Raw genomic sequence first — 17,218 nt, 5'->3', positions numbered from 1 at the left:
ACCACGCAGGAGATTTTGCAATGCAAAATTGTCGATGCCTGCGCCCGCGCCAATTCGGCGCTGCCGATGCTAGCGTCCCCACCTGGTTGGCGGCGTCCGGGCATCAGATTTTTCCGCAACCGGATGCGGGGTTTTGTGGACAACCGCCTTCGGACTTTCGATGTTGCGGTCGAAAAGCGGCACACCCGAACGCCTGAAAACAAGCACCAGGACAGCGCCGGCGACAATGCCGCCGACATGGGCTGCCCAGGACACCTCGCCGCCCAGATCGGTGACAAGCATGAAGAACTGGAACACCACCCAGAACAGCAGGGGAATATAGGCCGGCAGCGGCAGCGGAATGCGGCCCAGCACCAGAACCCAGACCCTGACCTTGGGGTGGAGCATGAGATAGGCCGCGATCACGCCGGCCACAGCACCGGAGGCCCCGATCAGGGGGTTCTGCGAATCGGGCAGCAGCAATCCGTGGGCAAAGGCGCCGGCAGCGGCGCACAGGAGATAGAACACCAGGAACCTGACATGCCCCATGGCGTCTTCGACATTGTCGCCGAAAACCCACAGGAAGATCATGTTCGAGCCGAGATGGAGCAGGTTTCCGTGAAGAAAACTGTAGGTGACATAGGTCGCATCCTCCGGCACCAGCACCATCGAAGCCGGCAGTTCGGCAATGTCGTTGACCACCGACGGGATGAAGCCCAGGCCCAGAACCGCGGCATTGGAGAATTCGCTGTCGCCACCGGCCAGTCCGGTGATCACCCAGACAAGGACATTGATCGCGATCAGCGACCAGGTGACCCATTGCAGCCGGATATATTTGAGGTCGTTGGAATCATGCAGGGGAATGAACATGGCGGGCTTTCCGTTCTTCCGGCGTGGCTCTCGGATCCGGACTGAGTAGCTCTCTAGCGGTTTTTGCCGGGAACCCAAAGCACATCGGCGCGGCCATGATCATTGACCCAGCGGGCGGCGACAAACAGGAAATCGGACAGCCGGTTGGTGAATCGGATGGCAGCCGGGCTGACTTTCTCGCCGTCCTGACCGGCAAGCTCGACCATGCACCGTTCCGCGCGGCGGACCACGGTGCGGGCGAGATGCAGATAGGCCGCAGCCCCGGTTCCGCCGGGTAGGACAAATGATCGCAGCGGCTCGAGATCGGCGTTGAGAGTGTCGATATCGGCCTCCACCCGGTCAACCTGCGAATCGACGATGCGCAGGGGCTCGTAATCGAGTGCCTTGCCGGTGTCGGGCGTGGCCAGATCGGCGCCCAGATCGAAGCAGTCATTCTGGATCCGCATCAGCATGGCATCGAGCGCGGTCATCGAGGCCGTGTGCAGCCGCGCCATGCCGATCACGGCATTGGCCTCATCCACCGTGCCATAGGCCTCTATGCGCAGATCATATTTCGGGCGCCGCTCGCCGGCAACCAGGCCGGTGGTGCCGTCATCGCCGGTTCGTGTGTAGATCTTGTTGAGTTTGACCATTGCGCGAGCCCTTTGTGCTGAATTGCGAGACGCCTCGCCTCTGTGATGCAGCTGCTGTCAGCGCCCGCCGCCGGTGAGCCAGAGGGTCGCGACAATCAGCACCACTGCAACAAATTGCAAAAGCACCCGCATCTGCATCAGCTTGTTGGAGAGATTGGCGGTGCCGCCACGCGCCATGTTGACAAGGCCGCGGACCAGTACGGCGGCCACGGACAGCATGACGATGATGGACAGGACATAGGTAACGGACGACATGGCGGCTTTCCTCAGGAACAGTTTCCGGCCCCGGGCCGGTTTCCGATGGAACATAGGGTGTTTTGCCGCCGAGTCCATTGTCTGCGCTGCGGCGTTTTTCCGGTTTTGCCCCTCCGGTCAGTCCTTGCCGGCCAGCCAGGGGTAGAACAACCGGGCCGGCAAAAGCCTGCGGGCGATGACGCCCAGCTTCGCCGCCCGCGTCACCGGGTAGTGATAGCGCGGACGCGGTGCGGTCAGCGCGTGGTGCAGGACCTTGTAGACCGCGTCGGGGCCGAGCTTGCCGCTGTCTGACCGTTCTTCCTTTTCAAGACGCCGCAACTGGGCCTGATAGTCCCTGGCGTGAACCGAGTTTTCTACGTCGATATGACGGGCGAGATGCGGCAGGCAATTGGCCCTGAAGCGGGTGGCGATCGCGCCGGGCTCGATCAGGCTCACGTGAATGCCCGAGCCGTGCAATTCCATAGCCAGAGTGACGGAGAGGCCTTCCAGCGCGTGCTTGGAGGCATTGTAGGCGCCGCGAAACCGCATCGGCACCAGGCCGAGAATTGACGAGCATTGCACGATGCGGCCATGTCCCTGCGCCCGCATCACCGGAATTACCCGGCGGGTGAGGTCGTGCCAGCCAAAGACATTGGCCTCGAACTGGGCGCGCAAGGCATCGACGGGAAGGTCCTCGACTGCGCCCACCTGACCATAGCCGCCATTGTTGAACAGCGCATCACAGCGCCCGCCGGTGGCGGCCATGGCCTGGTCGAAGAACTTGGCAATGCTCAGCGGATTGGCATAGTCGAGATAGAACGCCTCGAGGCCGTCCTGCTTGAGCCGGGCGATATCGTCGGGCGTGCGGGCGGTGGCGATCACGCGCCAGCCATCCGCCTGAAGCGCGCGGGCGCAAAAGGCGCCGATGCCGCTCGAGCTGCCGGTCACCACAATGGTCCTCTTTTGGTCTTCACCATTCATCGCAAGACGGGCCCCTGTTCCTGAAGCGCTTCAAATCCCATAATCACTCCTGGTTGACAATGCCGGGCAGGGCGTTCGCTGCGTCAGGGCCATCGCTTCGGTGTCAGCCGTCTGGCGCCAGGCCGGCCAGGGCAATGACATCGACCGGGGCCAGGCCCTGGTCCCTGAGCGAGGCAAGTGAAGTGGCGCCATCGCTTTTGGAGAGCTTTTGTCCGCTGCCGTCGAGCACCAGGCCATGATGCCGGTAGCGGGGGACGGGCAGGCCGAGCAAGTGCTGCAGCAAGCGGTGGACCGATGTGGCAGCGAACAGGTCCTGCCCGCGGATGACATCGGTGATTTCCTGGATGGCGTCATCAACACTGACCGCCACGTGATAGCTCGCCGGGATGTCGCGGCGCGCCAGCAGCACATCGCCCCAGGCGGCGGGGTCGGCGGCAATGCGGCCGGTCTCGCCCTCGGGCCCGGCGCCGTGCTCGTTCCATGTGAGCCCGACCCCCAGGCCGGTGAGCGCTGCCGTCATGTCCAGCCGCCAGGCATGCGGGGCCCCGTCCGCAATTCTCGCCATGCGCTCCGCATCGGACAGGTTGCGGTCATCGCCGGGATAATGCGGCGCGCCGTCGGGATCGCGCGGCCATGACCGGCCCGTCGATTCGATATCGCGAACCCGTGCCTGGGTTTCCGAGCGGCTCAGGAAGGCCGGATAGATAAGGCCGAGCCTGCGCAACTCCGTCAGCGCCGATGCGTAGTCGGCAAAATGATCCGACTGCCGCCGCACCGGTTTGCTCCAGGAAAGTCCGAGCCAATCCAGATCCTTGACGATGGCCGCCTCGTATTCGGGCCGGGCCCGGGTGATGTCGATGTCCTCGATGCGCAGCAGGAACCTGCCGTCATGTGCGGCGGCAAAGCGCGCATTCAGGATCGCGGACCGGGCATGGCCGAGATGCAGCAGCCCGTTCGGGCTGGGCGCAAACCGCACTGTGGTGCGGGGCTGTTGCCGGTTATGTGTGGTGTTGGCGTGGAGCATGGTGTTTCATGTCATTTTTCAACGGTTCCGTCACGGGGTCCGGTCACGGGGCCGGGGCCTGCGGCGAGGAAGGCAATGATGCGCCGGATTGACAACATGGACGATATTGCCGAGGGCCTGGCGGCGCTGGCGCAGGCCGATCCGCGACTGGCCCGGGCGATCAAACTTGCCGGTCCGGTGCCGCTGCGCCGCAAACCGCCGGGCTATGCCGCGCTGACTGAAATCATCCTGTCGCAAATGGTCTCCAAGGCCAGCGCCAATGCGCTGTGGCGCAAGCTGGAACTGGCAGCGGGCGAGATCAGCCCGGCTGCGGTACTGGCCCTGTCGGACGCGCAATTGCGCGCTGCCGGCCTCTCGCGCGCCAAGGCAGAAACGGTGCGCCGGGTCGGCGAGGCCGTGCTTGGCGGGGCGCTTGATCTCGAGCATCTGTGCGGGCTCGAGGGCCGCGAGGCGATCGAGCGCCTGACGGTCATCAAGGGGCTGGGGCCATGGACGGCCGAGGTCTATCTGCTGTTTTGCGCCGGGCACCCGGACATCTTTCCGGCAGGTGATGTGGCGCTGCAAAGTGCGGCGGCGCATCTGATGGGTCTCGAGGTCCGGCCGCAAACCAGGGTGCTGGCCGACCTGGCCCAGGACTGGAGCCCCTGGCGCGGCGTGGCGGCGCGGCTGCTCTGGGCCTATTACGCGCAAGCGATGGGCCGCGATGCAACGCCGCTGGCAAGCTGACAGGCCCGCGAAAACAGCCCGGAACGCCATTTCGAAGACGGCGCTTCACAAGCCTGTCATGTCCAGCATAATATGATCTCCGCAGATGCCGAATCGCACTCGCTCAGGAGAGCAAATTGACGATTTTTGTATCCCCGCAGTCACTGCCGGCGCTCGTTCTGAACGCTGATTACAGACCTTTGAGTTATTACCCGCTGTCGCTGTGGTCGTGGCAGGATGCCGTCAAGGCGGTGTTTCTCGACCGGGTGCAGATTGTCGCGGAATATGATCACGCCGTGTCGTCACCGTCGTTTTCGATGCGGGTGCCGAGCGTGGTCTGCCTGAAGACCTATATCAAGCCATCACGGTATCCGGCATTTACGCGGTTCAACCTGTTTCTGCGCGACCGGTTCGAATGCCAGTATTGCGGCTCTCCCAATGAGCTGACCTTCGACCATGTCATTCCGCGGCGCTGCGGCGGTGAAACCACCTGGGAGAATGTGGTGGCGGCCTGTTCGCCCTGCAATCTGCGCAAGGGCGGGGTGATGCCCAAGCAGGCGGGGATGATCCCGCAGCAAAAACCCTATCGTCCCAGCGTGCAGGACCTGCACAAGAACGGGCGGATGTTTCCGCCCAACCACCTGCATGAAAGCTGGATGGACTATCTTTACTGGGATGTCGAGCTGCAGCCCTGACCCGATGGCTCAGCGCTTGACCAGCGTGCCGCGGATGGCGATTGCGGCGAGCGCAGCACTGGCAAGCACGTTCCAGCCGGCAAAGGAAAGGCCGAGCACCCGCAGCGCGGCAGCATCGCAGGATGGCGGCTTTTTCGAGCTGAGATCACCCAGCAGCGATCCGGCGTCCCGGGTTACGGCATCGGCCGATGTCGCGCAGGAAGCGGGCCCGTCCCACCAGTGCCATTCGACGCCGGAATGGTAGACGCCGAGCACAAGTCCGTAGAGCATCAGCAATCCGCCCACGGCCAGCAAGCCGCGCACGGCCCAGGACGGTCCGCCTGCGCGGGAAACGACGGCGGCGATGAGCATCAGCGGCGCGCCGGCATAATAGGGCATGCGCTGCTCGAGACACAGCGCGCAGGGGATATAGCCGCCGATATGCTCGAAGCCGAGCGCCGTGCCGACCACAGCCGCCATGGCAAGCGCCAGAAACAGCGCTGTCCTGGTCCGGATGTCTCGGGCGGAGGAGGTGGTCAGGTCAGATGCCGGCATGGTCAGAACACATATTTGATTGCATAAAATCCACCGACCAACAGCACCATGAACAGGGTGAAAAGAAGGCCGAGATATTTTTCGATGAACAGCCGGATCGGCTCGCCGAAGCGAGACAGCAACCAGGTGACGAGGAAGAACCGGAAGGCCCGGCCGATGATGCTGACACCGGCAAAGACAAACAGGTTGAGCCCGGTGGCGCCGGAAAAGATGGTCAGCACCTTGTAGGGAAACGGCGTTATCGCCGCAAACAGCACGCCCCAGCCGCCCCAGGTGTTGTACCACTGCGAAATCTTGTCAAACTTGTCGGCAGCGCCATAGGTTTCCAGCAGCCATTTTCCGACGCTCTCGTAGAGGAACATGCCGATGGCATAGCCCACGAATGCGCCGATCACCGATGCGATGGTGCAGATCAGCGCGAGCCGGACCCAGTTGCGCGGCTTGGCAAGCGTCATCGGAATGAGCAGCACGTCCGGCGGAATCGGAAAGAACGAGCTTTCGGCGAAAGACACGCCGAAGAGTCCCTTTTCGGCGTGACGGGTTCCCGCCAGCGACATGGTCCAGTTGTAGAGTCTGCGTAGCATGAAAAGGCTTCTTCCTGTCGTGCGGCACCGTCAGGGTCTTAATCGCAAAGACCGGCGGGGTAAACAGGCCTTGTGGCGGTGCGATTTGATCTTCAATCCGGCCGACGGGATGTTGAAAAAAGCGTTTGACCGGAACAAATCGCTGACTATAGTCCCGCCGTCTGCACCGGTTCGACCGGCGCAGCGCCCCTTTGGCGGAATTGGTAGACGCGCCGCACTCAAAATGCGGTTCTGCAAGGAGTTCCGGTTCGAGTCCGGAAGGGGGCACCAATTTTTCTTTGCGTGATCGTGCCACTGCGCATTCAGCAATGCTTCCGACCCTCTTCATTCCGCCCCTGACGCCTGATAGGACTTGATCTGGTTTCCGGCTGTCCGCGTGAGAATCTGCGGCGAGCAGAGTGAAATGTGTGTGCGAGGATTTTCAGTCATGCTGCTGCCGGCGGGAGAGACGCTCGAGGATATTGCCTCGCGGTTTTCGTGGGACGTTCCGGAGTTTTTCAACATCGGCTCGGCTGTGTCGGATGACTGGGCGGCGCGTGAGCCGGAGCGGATCTGCCTTGAGCATTTCAATCCGGACGGCGCGCCCGAGCGGCTGAGCTACGGCGCGCTGGCGCGGCGCTCCAATGCCTTTGCCCGCGGGCTGAGATCGCTTGGCGTCAAGCCCGGCGACCGGGTGGCGCTGATGCTGCCGCAGGGATTCGAAACGGCGATTGCCCATGTGGCGATCTACAAGCTGGGCGCGATCGCGGTGCCGCTGGCGCTGCTGTTCGGGGTCGAGGCGGTCGAGCACCGTCTCACCGCGTCAGGCGCGACAGCGCTTGTGACGACCGCGACCGGACGCGACAAGATCCTTGCCATCAGGGAGCGGCTGAGCGCACTTGAAACGATCATCGTTACCGGTGACGACGACGGCGGCGATGCGGTCGGCTTTGACAGGCTGGAGCAAGGTCATCCGGATGGGCCGATCGCGGTTGCGACCCGCGCCGACGATCCGGCATTGATGATCTTTACTTCGGGCACCACCGGGCCGCCCAAGGGCGCGCTGCACGGGCACAGGGTGCTGATCGGTCATATTCCAGGCGTGCAGACCCATCATGAATTCATGCCGCAGCCGGGCGACAAGCTGTGGACCCCGGCGGACTGGGCCTGGGCCGGCGGCCTGCTCAATGTGCTGTTGCCGGGACTGCTGCTCGGCGTGCCGGTGGTATCGTCCCGCGCGCAGAAATTCGACCCGGAACTGGCCTACCGGATCATGGCGGAGATGCAGGTGCGCAACGCCTTCATTCCGCCTACCGCGCTCAGGATCATGCGCACGGTCACCGATCCGCTGTCGCGCCACCGGCTCGATCTGCGCACCGTCGGTTCGGGCGGCGAGGCCCTGGGCCGTGAAACCTATGACTGGGCGCAGCGGGTGCTTGGCCTGACCATCAATGAATTCTACGGCCAGACCGAATGCAATCTGGTGCTGGCATCCTGCGCAATGCTCGGAGTCAGCCGTGGGGGCGCCATCGGCAAGCCGGTGCCGGGACACGAGGTGGCGGTGATTGATGATCAGGGCACCGTCGTGCCGGATGGCACCTCGGGCCAGATCGCGGTCAGTCGTCCCGACCCGGTGATGTTTCTGGGCTACTGGCAGAATGACGCCGCGACCGAGGCAAAATTCATCGGCGACTGGATGCTGACCGGCGACCAGGGCGTTCGCGATGCGGACGGGTATTTCTCGTTTTTCGGGCGCGACGACGATGTCATCACCTCGTCGGGATACCGGATCGGACCGGGCGAGATCGAGGATTGCCTGACCGGACATCCGGCGGTGGTGCTTGCGGCGGCGGTGGGCAAGCCCGACGCGATCCGCACCGAAATCGTCAAGGCCTATGTGGTGGTGGCGCCGGGGGTCAGTGCCGATGCGGAGCTGGCGGAGTCGGTGCGCGACTGGGTCAAGACCCGGCTGTCGGCGCATGAATATCCGCGCGAGATCGAATTTGTCGACAGCCTGCCATTGACCACGACCGGCAAGGTGATCCGCCGCGAGCTCCGGGACAGGGCGATTGCCGAAGCTGCCGCCGCGTCGGGCACCTGATCAGCGGCGGGCGATGCCGCGGATCTTCTCGCGCAGCATCCGGGCGATGTTGCGGGTGTTGCGGTAGATGTGGAGCTGGGTCGCGACCTGGCGGACATCGCGGTCGTGCCCGGCGTTGAGCCCGATCACCATGGTGCCCATGCTTTCGCGCTCGGTCCACATCCGGCTCATGATCGGGTGGTCGGGAACCGCGCAGGAATCGGTGCGCTGGATGTTGAGATCATCGAGATGCCATTCCGTCAGCCGGTCGACCAGAAGCTTGCCGGGCGAATAGCGGGCATAGGTTTCGTCATAGGCGGTTTTCCAGGTCCAGGCGTCGCCTGAGGAAACGAAGACGATCATCGATGCGATGGCCTCGCCGTCAAGAGCCAGGCTGTGAATGCGCACGCTGTCGGTTTCGGCCAGGCTGTTGATCGCTTCCCGGGCGAAGGCTGCGCGGTAGCGGTCGGCGACCATGGCGCTCTTGCGGCGCCCCTTCCAGCCCGAATCCTCCAGAGTCAGAAATTCTTCCAGATGATAGCGGATTTCATCAGGCTGACGGGCAACCGTGTAGGTCACCTCGCCATGTTCGGAGAGGCGGCGCCACTGCCGGCGCATCTCGCGGCGGTGATGCGGGGACACCGCGTGGCCGAGATAGTCTTCGGCGTCGAGGGTGCTCTGCAGCATCGGCCGCTGGGCCTCGTCGGTGACGGCAACCGAAAGGTTGCGGCCCAGGGCCACGGCGCGCAACAGGCTGGCAACGGGCCCGTCGAGCCGCAGGTCCGGCAGCACGAGGATGCCCGGCAGGCCGCTCTCGGGCCGCGAAAGCGCCTCGAGCATGTTGTCCAGCGTTTCTGCCGCGTCTTCACGGTCAAGCAGCGGCGTTCCCAGGGGGCCGAAGGGGTTGGCCCAGGCCCGGATGATCGACGCGCCGACGGAGAAGCCGGGTTTTTCCACCGAGAACGGCAGCATCAGCCGCATGCGCGAATGGGTTTCGGATTCATCGCGCATCAGCATGAGACGAATGACCCGGTCCTCGAGCCGTGGCATGGCGGGCGCCAGGAAACGGCTCGAGAAGAACACGTTGGGCTCCAGCGCGCGGTTGGTGAGGAAATCGAGCTCTTCCTGCAATTCATAGCCGGCGCGCGCCGGATAGATGGCCAGATGCCGGCCTTCCCGCCCGACGGCGACATCGCGGTCGGGGAGCGGACGGGCGGTCTCGACGTCAGCGAACTCGCCAATCATCGCGTTGGCCTGGCTGGCGACCTCATCCTGAACAACTGGACTTGAAGCCATGATCTATCCTGTTTCCGTTCCGAACCGGCCGCGGCCGGAGGCCGGACCTGCTGCGATGAACATGACGATGCCCAGCCGCCGGCGTATGATGATGTGGAGCAGGCCCGCCTCGATGACCATGGCCGCAGCGGTGGCTGTTGCCGCGCCGAGCAGGCCCCAGACCGGGATGAGCACGATGTTGATGCCGAGATTGGCGGCCAGCGCCACGGCGTAGATCGCTGCGCAGATCCGGTGTTCGCCGGCCATGGTCAGCAGCACTTCACCCGGGCCGATCATGGCCTTGGCGATGATCCCGGCAAACAGCACGATCATGATCATGTGGCCTTCCTGGAAGGCGGGGCCGAACAGCGACAACAGAAACGGACCGGCCAGGATCACCAGGCCGCCGACCAGCAGCGACGGCCAGAATGTCCACTGAACGGTCAGCCGGGCAAAGGCCGACAGCGCGGCGCGGTCGGTTCCCGACACAAGGCTCGAAAACCGCTGGGCAACCGCGGCCTTGACGGCGAAATAGACGAAATGCACCAGCGCCATGGTCTTGGCTGCGGCGAAATAGACCGCCACCTTTTCCGGCGGCAAATAGAGGCCGACGATGATCACGTCGGAATTGGTGAGCATGAAATAGAAGCCCTCGATCAGGAAGATCGGGAAGGCCACCGTCAGCCAGGTTCTGAAATGGATCTGGATTCCGGGCGCCGGGAAACGCTGTTTCAGCTTGCCCGTGATCACCACATATTGAAGGATCGTGGTCAGATAGGCCGCAGCCAGGGCCGCCAGGATGGCGGTGTTGGCATCGGCCATTCGCCCCAGCCCGATGGCGCAGGCGACAAGCGACAGGATCAGCAGCGGCCGGATGATGTAGGTCGGGCCGAGCGCATGAACCGGCCAGCCATTGGCGCGCGCGGTGCCGTCCAGCACATCGCCCAGGGCGATCATCGGCAGCACGAAGGCGCCGACAAACAGCGGCTGGATGTAATGCGCCTGGATCTTGTCGCCCAGCAGATAAAGGGCCGCGATGCCGGTGGCCGCGATCAGGGTCGCCGAGACCAGGGCGAAAATCCGCGCCGTCGCGGTCAGGCCGCGGATAGACTCGTCGGCGCCCGCGCTGCGGTATTGCGGCAGGAACCGGATGACTGTCGTGTGAAATCCGAGGCAGGAGAGATTGCCGAGAATGACAGCGATGACCCAGACGAAAACGAATATCCCGTATTCGAACTCGCCCATCAGCCGGGCCAGGATGATCTGCGAGACAAAGGCTATGGCCGCGCTGACAATGCGGATCGAGAAGGCGACCAGGGCCATGCGCTGTGCGGCGCTGGTCTCGTCCTTCGCCGTCATCACGGTCAACAGGCGCTCAAACACAGGCATCAGCCGCGCAGCGTAGCGCGGCGGCAATATTTTGCCGGCTGTGTCGATCAACGTCATGGTCAGGCTATCGTCCTGTTGTTGCACAGGCACCTTGGCATGGCGACGTTAAGAAACGGTATGGTCCGCAGCCTGTGGCGGCTGCCAATTGTCAAAGGTTCGGGTTCAGAACGTTCCGGGCACCCGTGATGGAAAACAAGGGTTTAGGCAGCAAATATGGGGTTAAGGCCCAAGCGCCGGGCGGCAGGCGCGCGGCTTTGGAGGCGGCGAAACCATTACCTGCAACATGAAAAAACGGGACCCGCGAATGCGGATCCCGTCAGGTTTCAATCATTGTCTCAAGCGCGCGCCAGGGCTCTAGAAAGCGCCGTGGCAATGCTTGTATTTCTTGCCCGATCCGCAGGGACAGGCCTCGTTGCGGCCAACCTTGCCCCAGGTGGATTCGTCTTCCGGGTCGCGATCTTCGGGGGCCACGACGGCCGGCGCGGGTTGCGCCTCGGGCGCGGTGAACTCGTCTTCGCCGGTGGTGGCATCGAGGTGGTGACCCTCCATGCCTTCGGGCAATTCCGGCTCCGGCGCGGCTGCGGCCTCGCGAACGATCTCGACTCGCATCAACTGCGCCATGACGGCCTGGCGCAGATTGGCCAGCAGCGCCTGAAACAGTTCAAAGGCTTCGGACTTGTATTCCTGCAGCGGATCACGCTGGGCGTAGCCGCGGAAGCCGACGACGGAGCGCAGATGGTCGAGATTGACCAGGTGCTCGCGCCAGAGATGGTCCAGCGTCTGCAGGACAACCGACTTCTCCACATAGGTCATCACTTCGGGACCGAACCGTTCGGCCCTCTCTTTGGCGAGCTTGTTTGCGGCCTCGGTGATGCGGGCGTGGATATCGTCCTCGGCAATGCCTTCTTCCGCAGCCCACTCTTCGATCGGCAGGTCGAGATTGAGATAGGCCTGAACGCCCTTCTTCAACTCCTCGACATTCCATTGTTCGGCATAGGCGCGCTCGGGAATGTGGAGCTTGACGAGGCCGTCGATGACCTCCTGGCGCATGTCCTCGATGGTTTCGGAAACCGATTCCGCGTCCATCAGTTCCTTGCGTTGCTCGAACACCACCTTGCGCTGGTCGTTCATCACGTCATCGAATTTGAGCAGGTTCTTTCGGATGTCGAAGTTGCGCGCTTCAACCTTCTTCTGGGCCCGCTCGAGCGCCTTGTTGATCCAGGGATGGATGATCGGCTCGCCATCCTTCAGTCCCAGCGTCTTGAGCATGCTGTCCATGCGCTCGGACCCGAAAATGCGCATCAGATCATCCTGCAGCGACAGGAAGAATTTCGACCGGCCGGGGTCGCCCTGACGGCCTGAACGGCCGCGCAGCTGATTGTCGATGCGGCGGCTTTCGTGACGCTCGGTGGCCAGAACATAAAGGCCGCCGGCGGCAAGCGCCTCATCCTTGAGCTTCTGCACTTCGGCGCGAATGATCTTTTCCTTCGCCTCGCGCTCGGGACCTTCCGGCATGGCGCCGAGTTCCTGGGCCACGCGCATGTCGGCATTGCCGCCGAGCTGGATGTCGGTACCGCGTCCGGCCATGTTGGTAGCGATGGTGACGGCGCCGGGGACGCCGGCCTGGGAGACGATATAGGCTTCCTGCTCGTGGTAGCGGGCGTTGAGGACCTTGAAGTCCTCGACGCCTTCCCTGCGCAGCAAATCGGCGAGAATTTCGGACTTGTCGATCGAGGTGGTGCCGACCAGAACCGGCTGTTTCTTGGCGCGCGATTGCTTGATGTCGTCGATGATCGCCTGGTATTTTTCCTCGACGGTGCGGTAGACCTCGTCGTCTTCATCAATACGGGCGATGGGCACATTGGTCGGCACTTCGACAACGTCGAGGCCGTAGATGTTTCCAAATTCCTCTGCCTCGGTGGAGGCCGTGCCGGTCATGCCGGCAAGCTTGGAATACATGCGGAAATAGTTCTGGAAGGTGATCGAGGCCAGCGTCTGGTTTTCCGGCTGGATCTTGACGCCTTCCTTGGCCTCGAGCGCCTGGTGCTGGCCTTCGGAATAGCGGCGTCCCGGCATCATGCGGCCGGTGAACTCGTCGATGATGACGATCTCGTCATCCTTGACGATATAGTCCTTGTCGCGGGTGAAAAGCCGGTGCGCCTTGAGCGCGTTGTTGATGTGGTGAACCACGGCGACGTTTTCGACATCATAGAGCGATTCGCCCTTGAGCATGTCTTCCGCCGCCAGCATGGCTTCCAGCTTCTCGGTGCCGGATTCGGTGAAGGTGGCGGAGCGCTGCTTTTCGTCGATCTCGTAATCGTCAGGCTCGAGCTTGCCGATCAGCGTGTCGATGCGGGTGTAGAGATCCGACCGGTCGTCCAGCGGCCCGGAAATGATCAGCGGCGTGCGGGCCTCGTCGACCAGGATGGAATCGACCTCGTCGACGATGGCGTAATGGTGGCCGCGCATGACCATCTGGGCGCGATCATATTTCATGTTGTCGCGCAGGTAATCGAAGCCGAGCTCGTTGTTGGTGGCATAGGTGATGTCGCAGGCATAGGCCTCGCGGCGTTCATTGTCGTCCATGCCGTGGACGACAATTCCCGTGGTCAGGCCAAGAAAGCCATAGATCCGGGCCATCCATTCGGCGTCACGACGGGCGAGATAGTCGTTGACGGTGACGACGTGGACGCCCTTGCCCGACAGCGCATTGAGATAGACCGCAAGCGTGGCCACCAGGGTCTTGCCCTCGCCGGTCTTCATTTCCGCGATGGCGTTCTCGTTGAGAATCATGCCGCCGATCAGCTGGACATCGAAGGGGCGCAGCCCGACAGTGCGGTGGGCGGCCTCGCGAACGGTGGCGAAGGCGGGGACCAGAAGGTCATCGACCGAGGTGCCGGCAGCGATCTGTTCACGGAACTGTGTCGTGCGCGCCACCAGATCACTGTCGCTGAGCGCCCGGAGTTCGGGTTCCAGGGCATTGATGGCGTCAACTTTTGGCTTATAGGCCCGGATCCGGCGTTCATTTGAGGAGCCGAACAATTTGCGGGCGATTGCGCCGAACTTGACCATTACTATGGTCCTTTCTTGAGGCTGCACGGACGGCAGGGCTGAAAACCGGCGCTGGCCTGCGACCGGAGTGTCGAATGGAAAACGCCTTCCCGCCGGCCTTCATTCCATGAAAGCCGTCTGGACGGACGGTTGGCTGACAGATAAGAGGGGGGTCGAACGATGTCAACGGCGGCGAAAGACCGTCTTAAGGCGGCCAAAATCCACGGGTACCTGGCTTGCCGTCCCGAATAGCTTCACAATGAAAGGTCTATCCATGCGCCTATCGCAGCTTGCAGCCACACTTATGATGAGTTCAATCGCACTATTGCCAATCCAGGGCCATGCTGCTGATGAGGCCGATCCGGTGGTCGCCACGGTCGCCGGTATCGAGGTTCTGGCCTCCGAGCTGACCCTGGCGGAGACTGATCTCGATCCGCAGTTCGCGCAGATGCCGGCAGAGCAGCGCCGCGTTGCGGCACTTGCTGCCGTCATCGATATCAAGACGCTGGCGCACAAGGCTGAAGCCGAGAAGTTCGACGAGAGCGAAGAGTTCAAGACGCTGATGAAGTTCCAGCGCGACCGCGCGCTTCACAATGCCATCTTCAAGGCGACCGTCGTTGACCCGGTGACCGATGCCGACGTCAAGGCGCGCTACGACAAGGAAATCGCCGCCACACCGCCGGAAGAGGAAGTCAGCGCGCGCCACATCCTTCTCAAGACGGAGGAAGAAGCCAAGGCCGTTATCGAAGAGCTGGACGCGGGCAAGGACTTTGCCGAACTGGCCAAGGAAAAGTCGACCGGCCCGAGCGCGCCGCAGGGTGGAGAACTCGGCTATTTCACCAAGGGACGCATGGTGCCGGAATTCGAAGCCGTGGCCTTCACGCTCAAGGCTGGCGAATATGCCAAGGAACCGGTCAAGACCCAGTTCGGCTGGCACGTGATCAAGCTCGAGGATCGCCGCGAAACCGCGCCTCCGGCCTTTGAAGCCGTTTCCGACCAGGTCCGGCAGCTGGTGATGCGGGAGCGCTATGGTGACCTGATCAAGGCCGCACGCGCCGAAATCGAGATCGACGTGATCGATCCCGAACTGAAGGCCGCCTACGAAGCCATCAATCAGCAGCAATAGTCCACGCCCGTTCCGGCTGACGCCGCCGTTTCAAGGATCCTCAGATGTCCACCGACATATCTCCCCTGGCTCCCAAGTCCTATGCCGAGCTTCCTGCGGTCGCAGGCGTACGGATCGAAACGGCTGCGGCCGGGATCAAGTACAAGGGCCGGACGGATGTCATGCTGATGGTGTTTGACAAGCCGGCGGCGGTCGCGGGGGTCTTCACCACATCGAAATGTCCGTCCGCGCCGGTGGACTTCTGCCGGGAAAATCTCGGCGGCGGCCAGTGCGCGGGCGCTGGTGGTCAATTCCGGCAACGCCAATGCCTTCACCGGGCAAAAGGGCGTTGCCGCCACGACACTGACTGCACAGGCTGCCGCCAAGGCTGTGGGCTGCTCGGAGAGCGAGGTTTTCCTGGCCTCAACGGGCGTCATCGGCGAGCCGCTGGATGCAAGCAAGTTCGCCACGGTTCTTGATCAGATGGCTGTCACGGCAAGCGGCGATCGCTGGATCGACGCGGCGCGGGCGATCATGACCACCGACACCTATCCCAAGGTTGCCACGCGAACCGCGCGGATCGACGGGGTGACGGTGACACTCAATGGCATGGCCAAGGGCGCGGGGATGATTGCGCCGGACATGGCCACCATGCTGTCCTTCATCGTCACCGATGCCGACATCGAGGCGCAGGCCCTGCAGGTCCTGCTCGGACGTCATGTCGGTACGACCTTCAATGCGGTGACGATCGACAGCGACACCTCGACCTCTGACACGCTGATGGTCTTTGCGACCGGCGCTGCGTCCGACCGGGGCGCGGGGGGATTTCATCGGCTGCGGATCCGCGGGCCCGGAATTTTGCGAAAGCCCTGGCCGATCTCATGGAAGACCTGGCGATCCAGATCGTCCGCGATGGCGAGGGTGCGCGCAAGCAGGTCGAGATCACGGTGACAGGTGCGGCATCAGCCAAAGCAGCGGGACGCATCGCAAGGTCGATTGCCAATTCTCCGCTGGTCAAGACCGCGATTGCCGGCGAGGATGCCAACTGGGGGCGTATCGTCATGGCGGTCGGCAAGGCCGGCGAAAAGGCCGAGCGCGACAAGCTTGCGATCTGGTTTGGCGATGTGCGGGTGGCGGTCGATGGCGAGCGTGATCCGGCCTACAGCGAAGCCGCGGCCTCGGACGTGATGAAGCAGGATGAAATCGCCATCAGGGTGGATCTCGGCATTGGCCGCGGCAAGGCCAGGGTGTTCACCTGCGATCTGACCAAGGCCTATGTGGAAATCAATGGTGATTACCGCAGCTAAGCGGTGTCTCCGTCAATGTCGAACACGAGGCTAGCGTGCCAAATCTTGCGATTGTCAGAAGACTTGAAGCTGTCGGATTCCGGGCGTGGCCGGCGGCGTCGATCCAGTATGACGGCAGTTGGCAGATAAGGCTGACCGCAGGCCATCCGTCTAAGCGGCTGAATTCCGTCAATCCGCTGGATCCGTCCGACCATGACGGCATCGAGATCCGGGTCGAACGCGCCGCCCGCCGCTTCGATTCCTATGATCGGCCACTCGTGTTCCGGCAAACGCCGCTGGCGCCGCCACCGCTGGAATCCTATCTCGACAAGCTCGGCTGGCGCCGGTTTGACGAAACCATCGTGATGACCGGCGCTCTCGACAGCCTCGATATCAATGACGGGATGGATCATCTTCCCTTGCGCGATGTCGGGCGTTATGTCGATGCGTCGATCGCGGTGCACGGGCGCGAGCAAAGCCTCAAGCCCGGCCTGACCGAGGTGCTGAGCTCGATACGTCCGCCGAGCGGCCTGTTCGTCCTGGAAAACGAATCCACCGGACCGCTGTCGACCGCGCTGTGCGTTCATGACAACGATCTTGCCGGCCTGTTCGAACTGGCGACGCGCAAGGACACGCGGCGCGCCGGCCACGGACGTGAAGTCGTCATCGCGGCGTTGCGCTGGGCGCGCCATCGCGGCGCCGATACCGCATGGCTGCAGGTCGAGACTGCAAACACCGCCGCCGTGGCGCTCTACCAGGGGCTGGGGTTCGGCGAGGTCTATCGCTACGCCTATCGCCAGAAACCGGGATTCTGA

15 protein-coding genes, 1 tRNA gene and 1 pseudogene are annotated in these 17,218 nt (G+C 63.0%); 7 read left to right on the top strand and 10 right to left on the bottom strand.

Features of this window, described 5'->3' with window-relative positions:
* Positions 1-69: 69 nt before the first annotated feature.
* From OEG82_RS00195 to gluQRS, 5 genes are all read right to left on the bottom strand, one after another.
* Positions 70-849 (bottom strand): rhomboid family intramembrane serine protease, encoded by a 780-nt coding sequence (locus OEG82_RS00195; protein WP_267610459.1) that lies wholly within the window; start codon positions 847-849, stop codon positions 70-72.
* A 53-nt stretch (positions 850-902) separates the two neighbouring features.
* Positions 903-1,481, bottom strand: coding sequence for a cob(I)yrinic acid a,c-diamide adenosyltransferase (locus tag OEG82_RS00190; protein WP_267610458.1), 579 nt, complete (start codon positions 1,479-1,481; stop codon positions 903-905).
* 57 nt (positions 1,482-1,538) lie between these two features.
* Positions 1,539-1,736 (bottom strand): twin transmembrane helix small protein, encoded by a 198-nt coding sequence (locus OEG82_RS00185; RefSeq protein ID WP_267610457.1) that lies wholly within the window; start codon positions 1,734-1,736, stop codon positions 1,539-1,541.
* A gap of 117 nt (positions 1,737-1,853) precedes the next feature.
* Positions 1,854-2,696 (bottom strand): SDR family oxidoreductase, encoded by an 843-nt coding sequence (locus OEG82_RS00180; RefSeq protein WP_267610456.1) that lies wholly within the window; start codon positions 2,694-2,696, stop codon positions 1,854-1,856.
* A 103-nt stretch (positions 2,697-2,799) separates the two neighbouring features.
* On the bottom strand, positions 2,800-3,720 hold the full coding sequence (gene gluQRS / locus OEG82_RS00175; protein WP_267610455.1) for a tRNA glutamyl-Q(34) synthetase GluQRS: 921 nt from the start codon (positions 3,718-3,720) through the stop codon (positions 2,800-2,802).
* A gap of 78 nt (positions 3,721-3,798) precedes the next feature.
* On the opposite strand from gluQRS, the gene OEG82_RS00170 reads away from it, so the two are divergent.
* Both OEG82_RS00170 and OEG82_RS00165 read left to right on the top strand, forming a co-directional pair.
* Positions 3,799-4,446, top strand: a complete 648-nt coding sequence (locus OEG82_RS00170; protein ID WP_267610454.1) for a DNA-3-methyladenine glycosylase family protein — start codon at positions 3,799-3,801, stop codon at positions 4,444-4,446.
* Between the two features lie 116 nt (positions 4,447-4,562).
* Positions 4,563-5,120 (top strand): HNH endonuclease, encoded by a 558-nt coding sequence (locus OEG82_RS00165; protein WP_267610453.1) that lies wholly within the window; start codon positions 4,563-4,565, stop codon positions 5,118-5,120.
* A 9-nt stretch (positions 5,121-5,129) separates the two neighbouring features.
* On the opposite strand, the gene OEG82_RS00160 is transcribed toward OEG82_RS00165, so the two are convergent.
* Both OEG82_RS00160 and OEG82_RS00155 read right to left on the bottom strand, forming a co-directional pair.
* Positions 5,130-5,654, bottom strand: coding sequence for a disulfide bond formation protein B (locus OEG82_RS00160; protein ID WP_267610452.1), 525 nt, complete (start codon positions 5,652-5,654; stop codon positions 5,130-5,132).
* A 2-nt stretch (positions 5,655-5,656) separates the two neighbouring features.
* Positions 5,657-6,238, bottom strand: a complete 582-nt coding sequence (locus tag OEG82_RS00155) for a YqaA family protein (protein ID WP_267610451.1) — start codon at positions 6,236-6,238, stop codon at positions 5,657-5,659.
* 185 nt (positions 6,239-6,423) lie between these two features.
* On the opposite strand from OEG82_RS00155, the gene OEG82_RS00150 reads away from it, so the two are divergent.
* Together OEG82_RS00150 and OEG82_RS00145 are read left to right on the top strand one after the other, a co-directional pair.
* Positions 6,424-6,508 (top strand) — tRNA-Leu (locus OEG82_RS00150).
* A 157-nt stretch (positions 6,509-6,665) separates the two neighbouring features.
* Positions 6,666-8,318 carry an AMP-binding protein gene (locus OEG82_RS00145; protein WP_267610450.1) on the top strand — a complete coding sequence of 551 codons (1,653 nt, stop codon included), beginning with the start codon at positions 6,666-6,668 and terminating at the stop codon, positions 8,316-8,318.
* On the opposite strand, the gene OEG82_RS00140 is transcribed toward OEG82_RS00145, so the two are convergent.
* The 3 genes from OEG82_RS00140 to secA form a co-directional block, all read right to left on the bottom strand.
* Positions 8,319-9,593 carry a GNAT family N-acetyltransferase gene (locus tag OEG82_RS00140; protein WP_425497490.1) on the bottom strand — a complete coding sequence of 425 codons (1,275 nt, stop codon included), beginning with the start codon at positions 9,591-9,593 and terminating at the stop codon, positions 8,319-8,321.
* A 3-nt stretch (positions 9,594-9,596) separates the two neighbouring features.
* The gene (locus OEG82_RS00135) at positions 9,597-11,018 is read right to left on the bottom strand and encodes a lipopolysaccharide biosynthesis protein (protein ID WP_267610449.1); all 1,422 of its coding nucleotides are present in this window, start codon (positions 11,016-11,018) and stop codon (positions 9,597-9,599) included.
* A 297-nt stretch (positions 11,019-11,315) separates the two neighbouring features.
* Positions 11,316-14,033, bottom strand: coding sequence for a preprotein translocase subunit SecA (gene secA, locus OEG82_RS00130; RefSeq protein ID WP_267610448.1), 2,718 nt, complete (start codon positions 14,031-14,033; stop codon positions 11,316-11,318).
* Positions 14,034-14,316: 283 nt separating this feature from the next.
* On the opposite strand from secA, the gene OEG82_RS00125 reads away from it, so the two are divergent.
* The 3 genes and pseudogenes from OEG82_RS00125 to OEG82_RS00115 all read left to right on the top strand — a co-directional run bounded on the left by OEG82_RS00125 (position 14,317) and on the right by OEG82_RS00115 (position 17,218).
* Positions 14,317-15,138 (top strand): peptidylprolyl isomerase, encoded by an 822-nt coding sequence (locus tag OEG82_RS00125; protein WP_267610447.1) that lies wholly within the window; start codon positions 14,317-14,319, stop codon positions 15,136-15,138.
* A 44-nt stretch (positions 15,139-15,182) separates the two neighbouring features.
* A pseudogene (gene argJ / locus OEG82_RS00120) lies at positions 15,183-16,424 on the top strand (bifunctional glutamate N-acetyltransferase/amino-acid acetyltransferase ArgJ).
* A gap of 35 nt (positions 16,425-16,459) precedes the next feature.
* Positions 16,460-17,218 carry a GNAT family N-acetyltransferase gene (locus tag OEG82_RS00115; RefSeq protein ID WP_267610446.1) on the top strand — a complete coding sequence of 253 codons (759 nt, stop codon included), beginning with the start codon at positions 16,460-16,462 and terminating at the stop codon, positions 17,216-17,218.

Origin of the sequence: Hoeflea ulvae (assembly GCF_026619435.1) — a bacterium.
Lineage (GTDB): Bacteria > Pseudomonadota > Alphaproteobacteria > Rhizobiales > Rhizobiaceae > Hoeflea > Hoeflea ulvae.
The sequence above is the reverse complement of the archived record's forward strand: the minus strand, read 5'-3'. Positions and strand labels throughout refer to the sequence as shown.

Bases quoted from the DNA above. Each gene is read 5' to 3' on its own strand.
- OEG82_RS00195 (WP_267610459.1), bottom strand. From the start codon at position 849: ATGTTCATTCCCCTGCATGATTCCAACGACCTCAAATATATCCGGCTG.
- OEG82_RS00190 (WP_267610458.1), bottom strand. From the start codon at position 1,481: ATGGTCAAACTCAACAAGATCTACACACGAACCGGCGATGACGGCACC.
- OEG82_RS00185 (WP_267610457.1), bottom strand. From the start codon at position 1,736: ATGTCGTCCGTTACCTATGTCCTGTCCATCATCGTCATGCTGTCCGTG.
- OEG82_RS00180 (WP_267610456.1), bottom strand. From the start codon at position 2,696: ATGAATGGTGAAGACCAAAAGAGGACCATTGTGGTGACCGGCAGCTCG.
- gluQRS (WP_267610455.1), bottom strand. From the start codon at position 3,720: ATGCTCCACGCCAACACCACACATAACCGGCAACAGCCCCGCACCACA.
- OEG82_RS00170 (WP_267610454.1), top strand. From the start codon at position 3,799: ATGCGCCGGATTGACAACATGGACGATATTGCCGAGGGCCTGGCGGCG.
- OEG82_RS00160 (WP_267610452.1), bottom strand. From the start codon at position 5,654: ATGCCGGCATCTGACCTGACCACCTCCTCCGCCCGAGACATCCGGACC.
- OEG82_RS00155 (WP_267610451.1), bottom strand. From the start codon at position 6,238: ATGCTACGCAGACTCTACAACTGGACCATGTCGCTGGCGGGAACCCGT.
- OEG82_RS00145 (WP_267610450.1), top strand. From the start codon at position 6,666: ATGCTGCTGCCGGCGGGAGAGACGCTCGAGGATATTGCCTCGCGGTTT.
- OEG82_RS00140 (WP_425497490.1), bottom strand. From the start codon at position 9,593: ATGGCTTCAAGTCCAGTTGTTCAGGATGAGGTCGCCAGCCAGGCCAAC.
- OEG82_RS00135 (WP_267610449.1), bottom strand. From the start codon at position 11,018: ATGACGTTGATCGACACAGCCGGCAAAATATTGCCGCCGCGCTACGCT.
- secA (WP_267610448.1), bottom strand. From the start codon at position 14,033: ATGGTCAAGTTCGGCGCAATCGCCCGCAAATTGTTCGGCTCCTCAAAT.
- OEG82_RS00125 (WP_267610447.1), top strand. From the start codon at position 14,317: ATGATGAGTTCAATCGCACTATTGCCAATCCAGGGCCATGCTGCTGAT.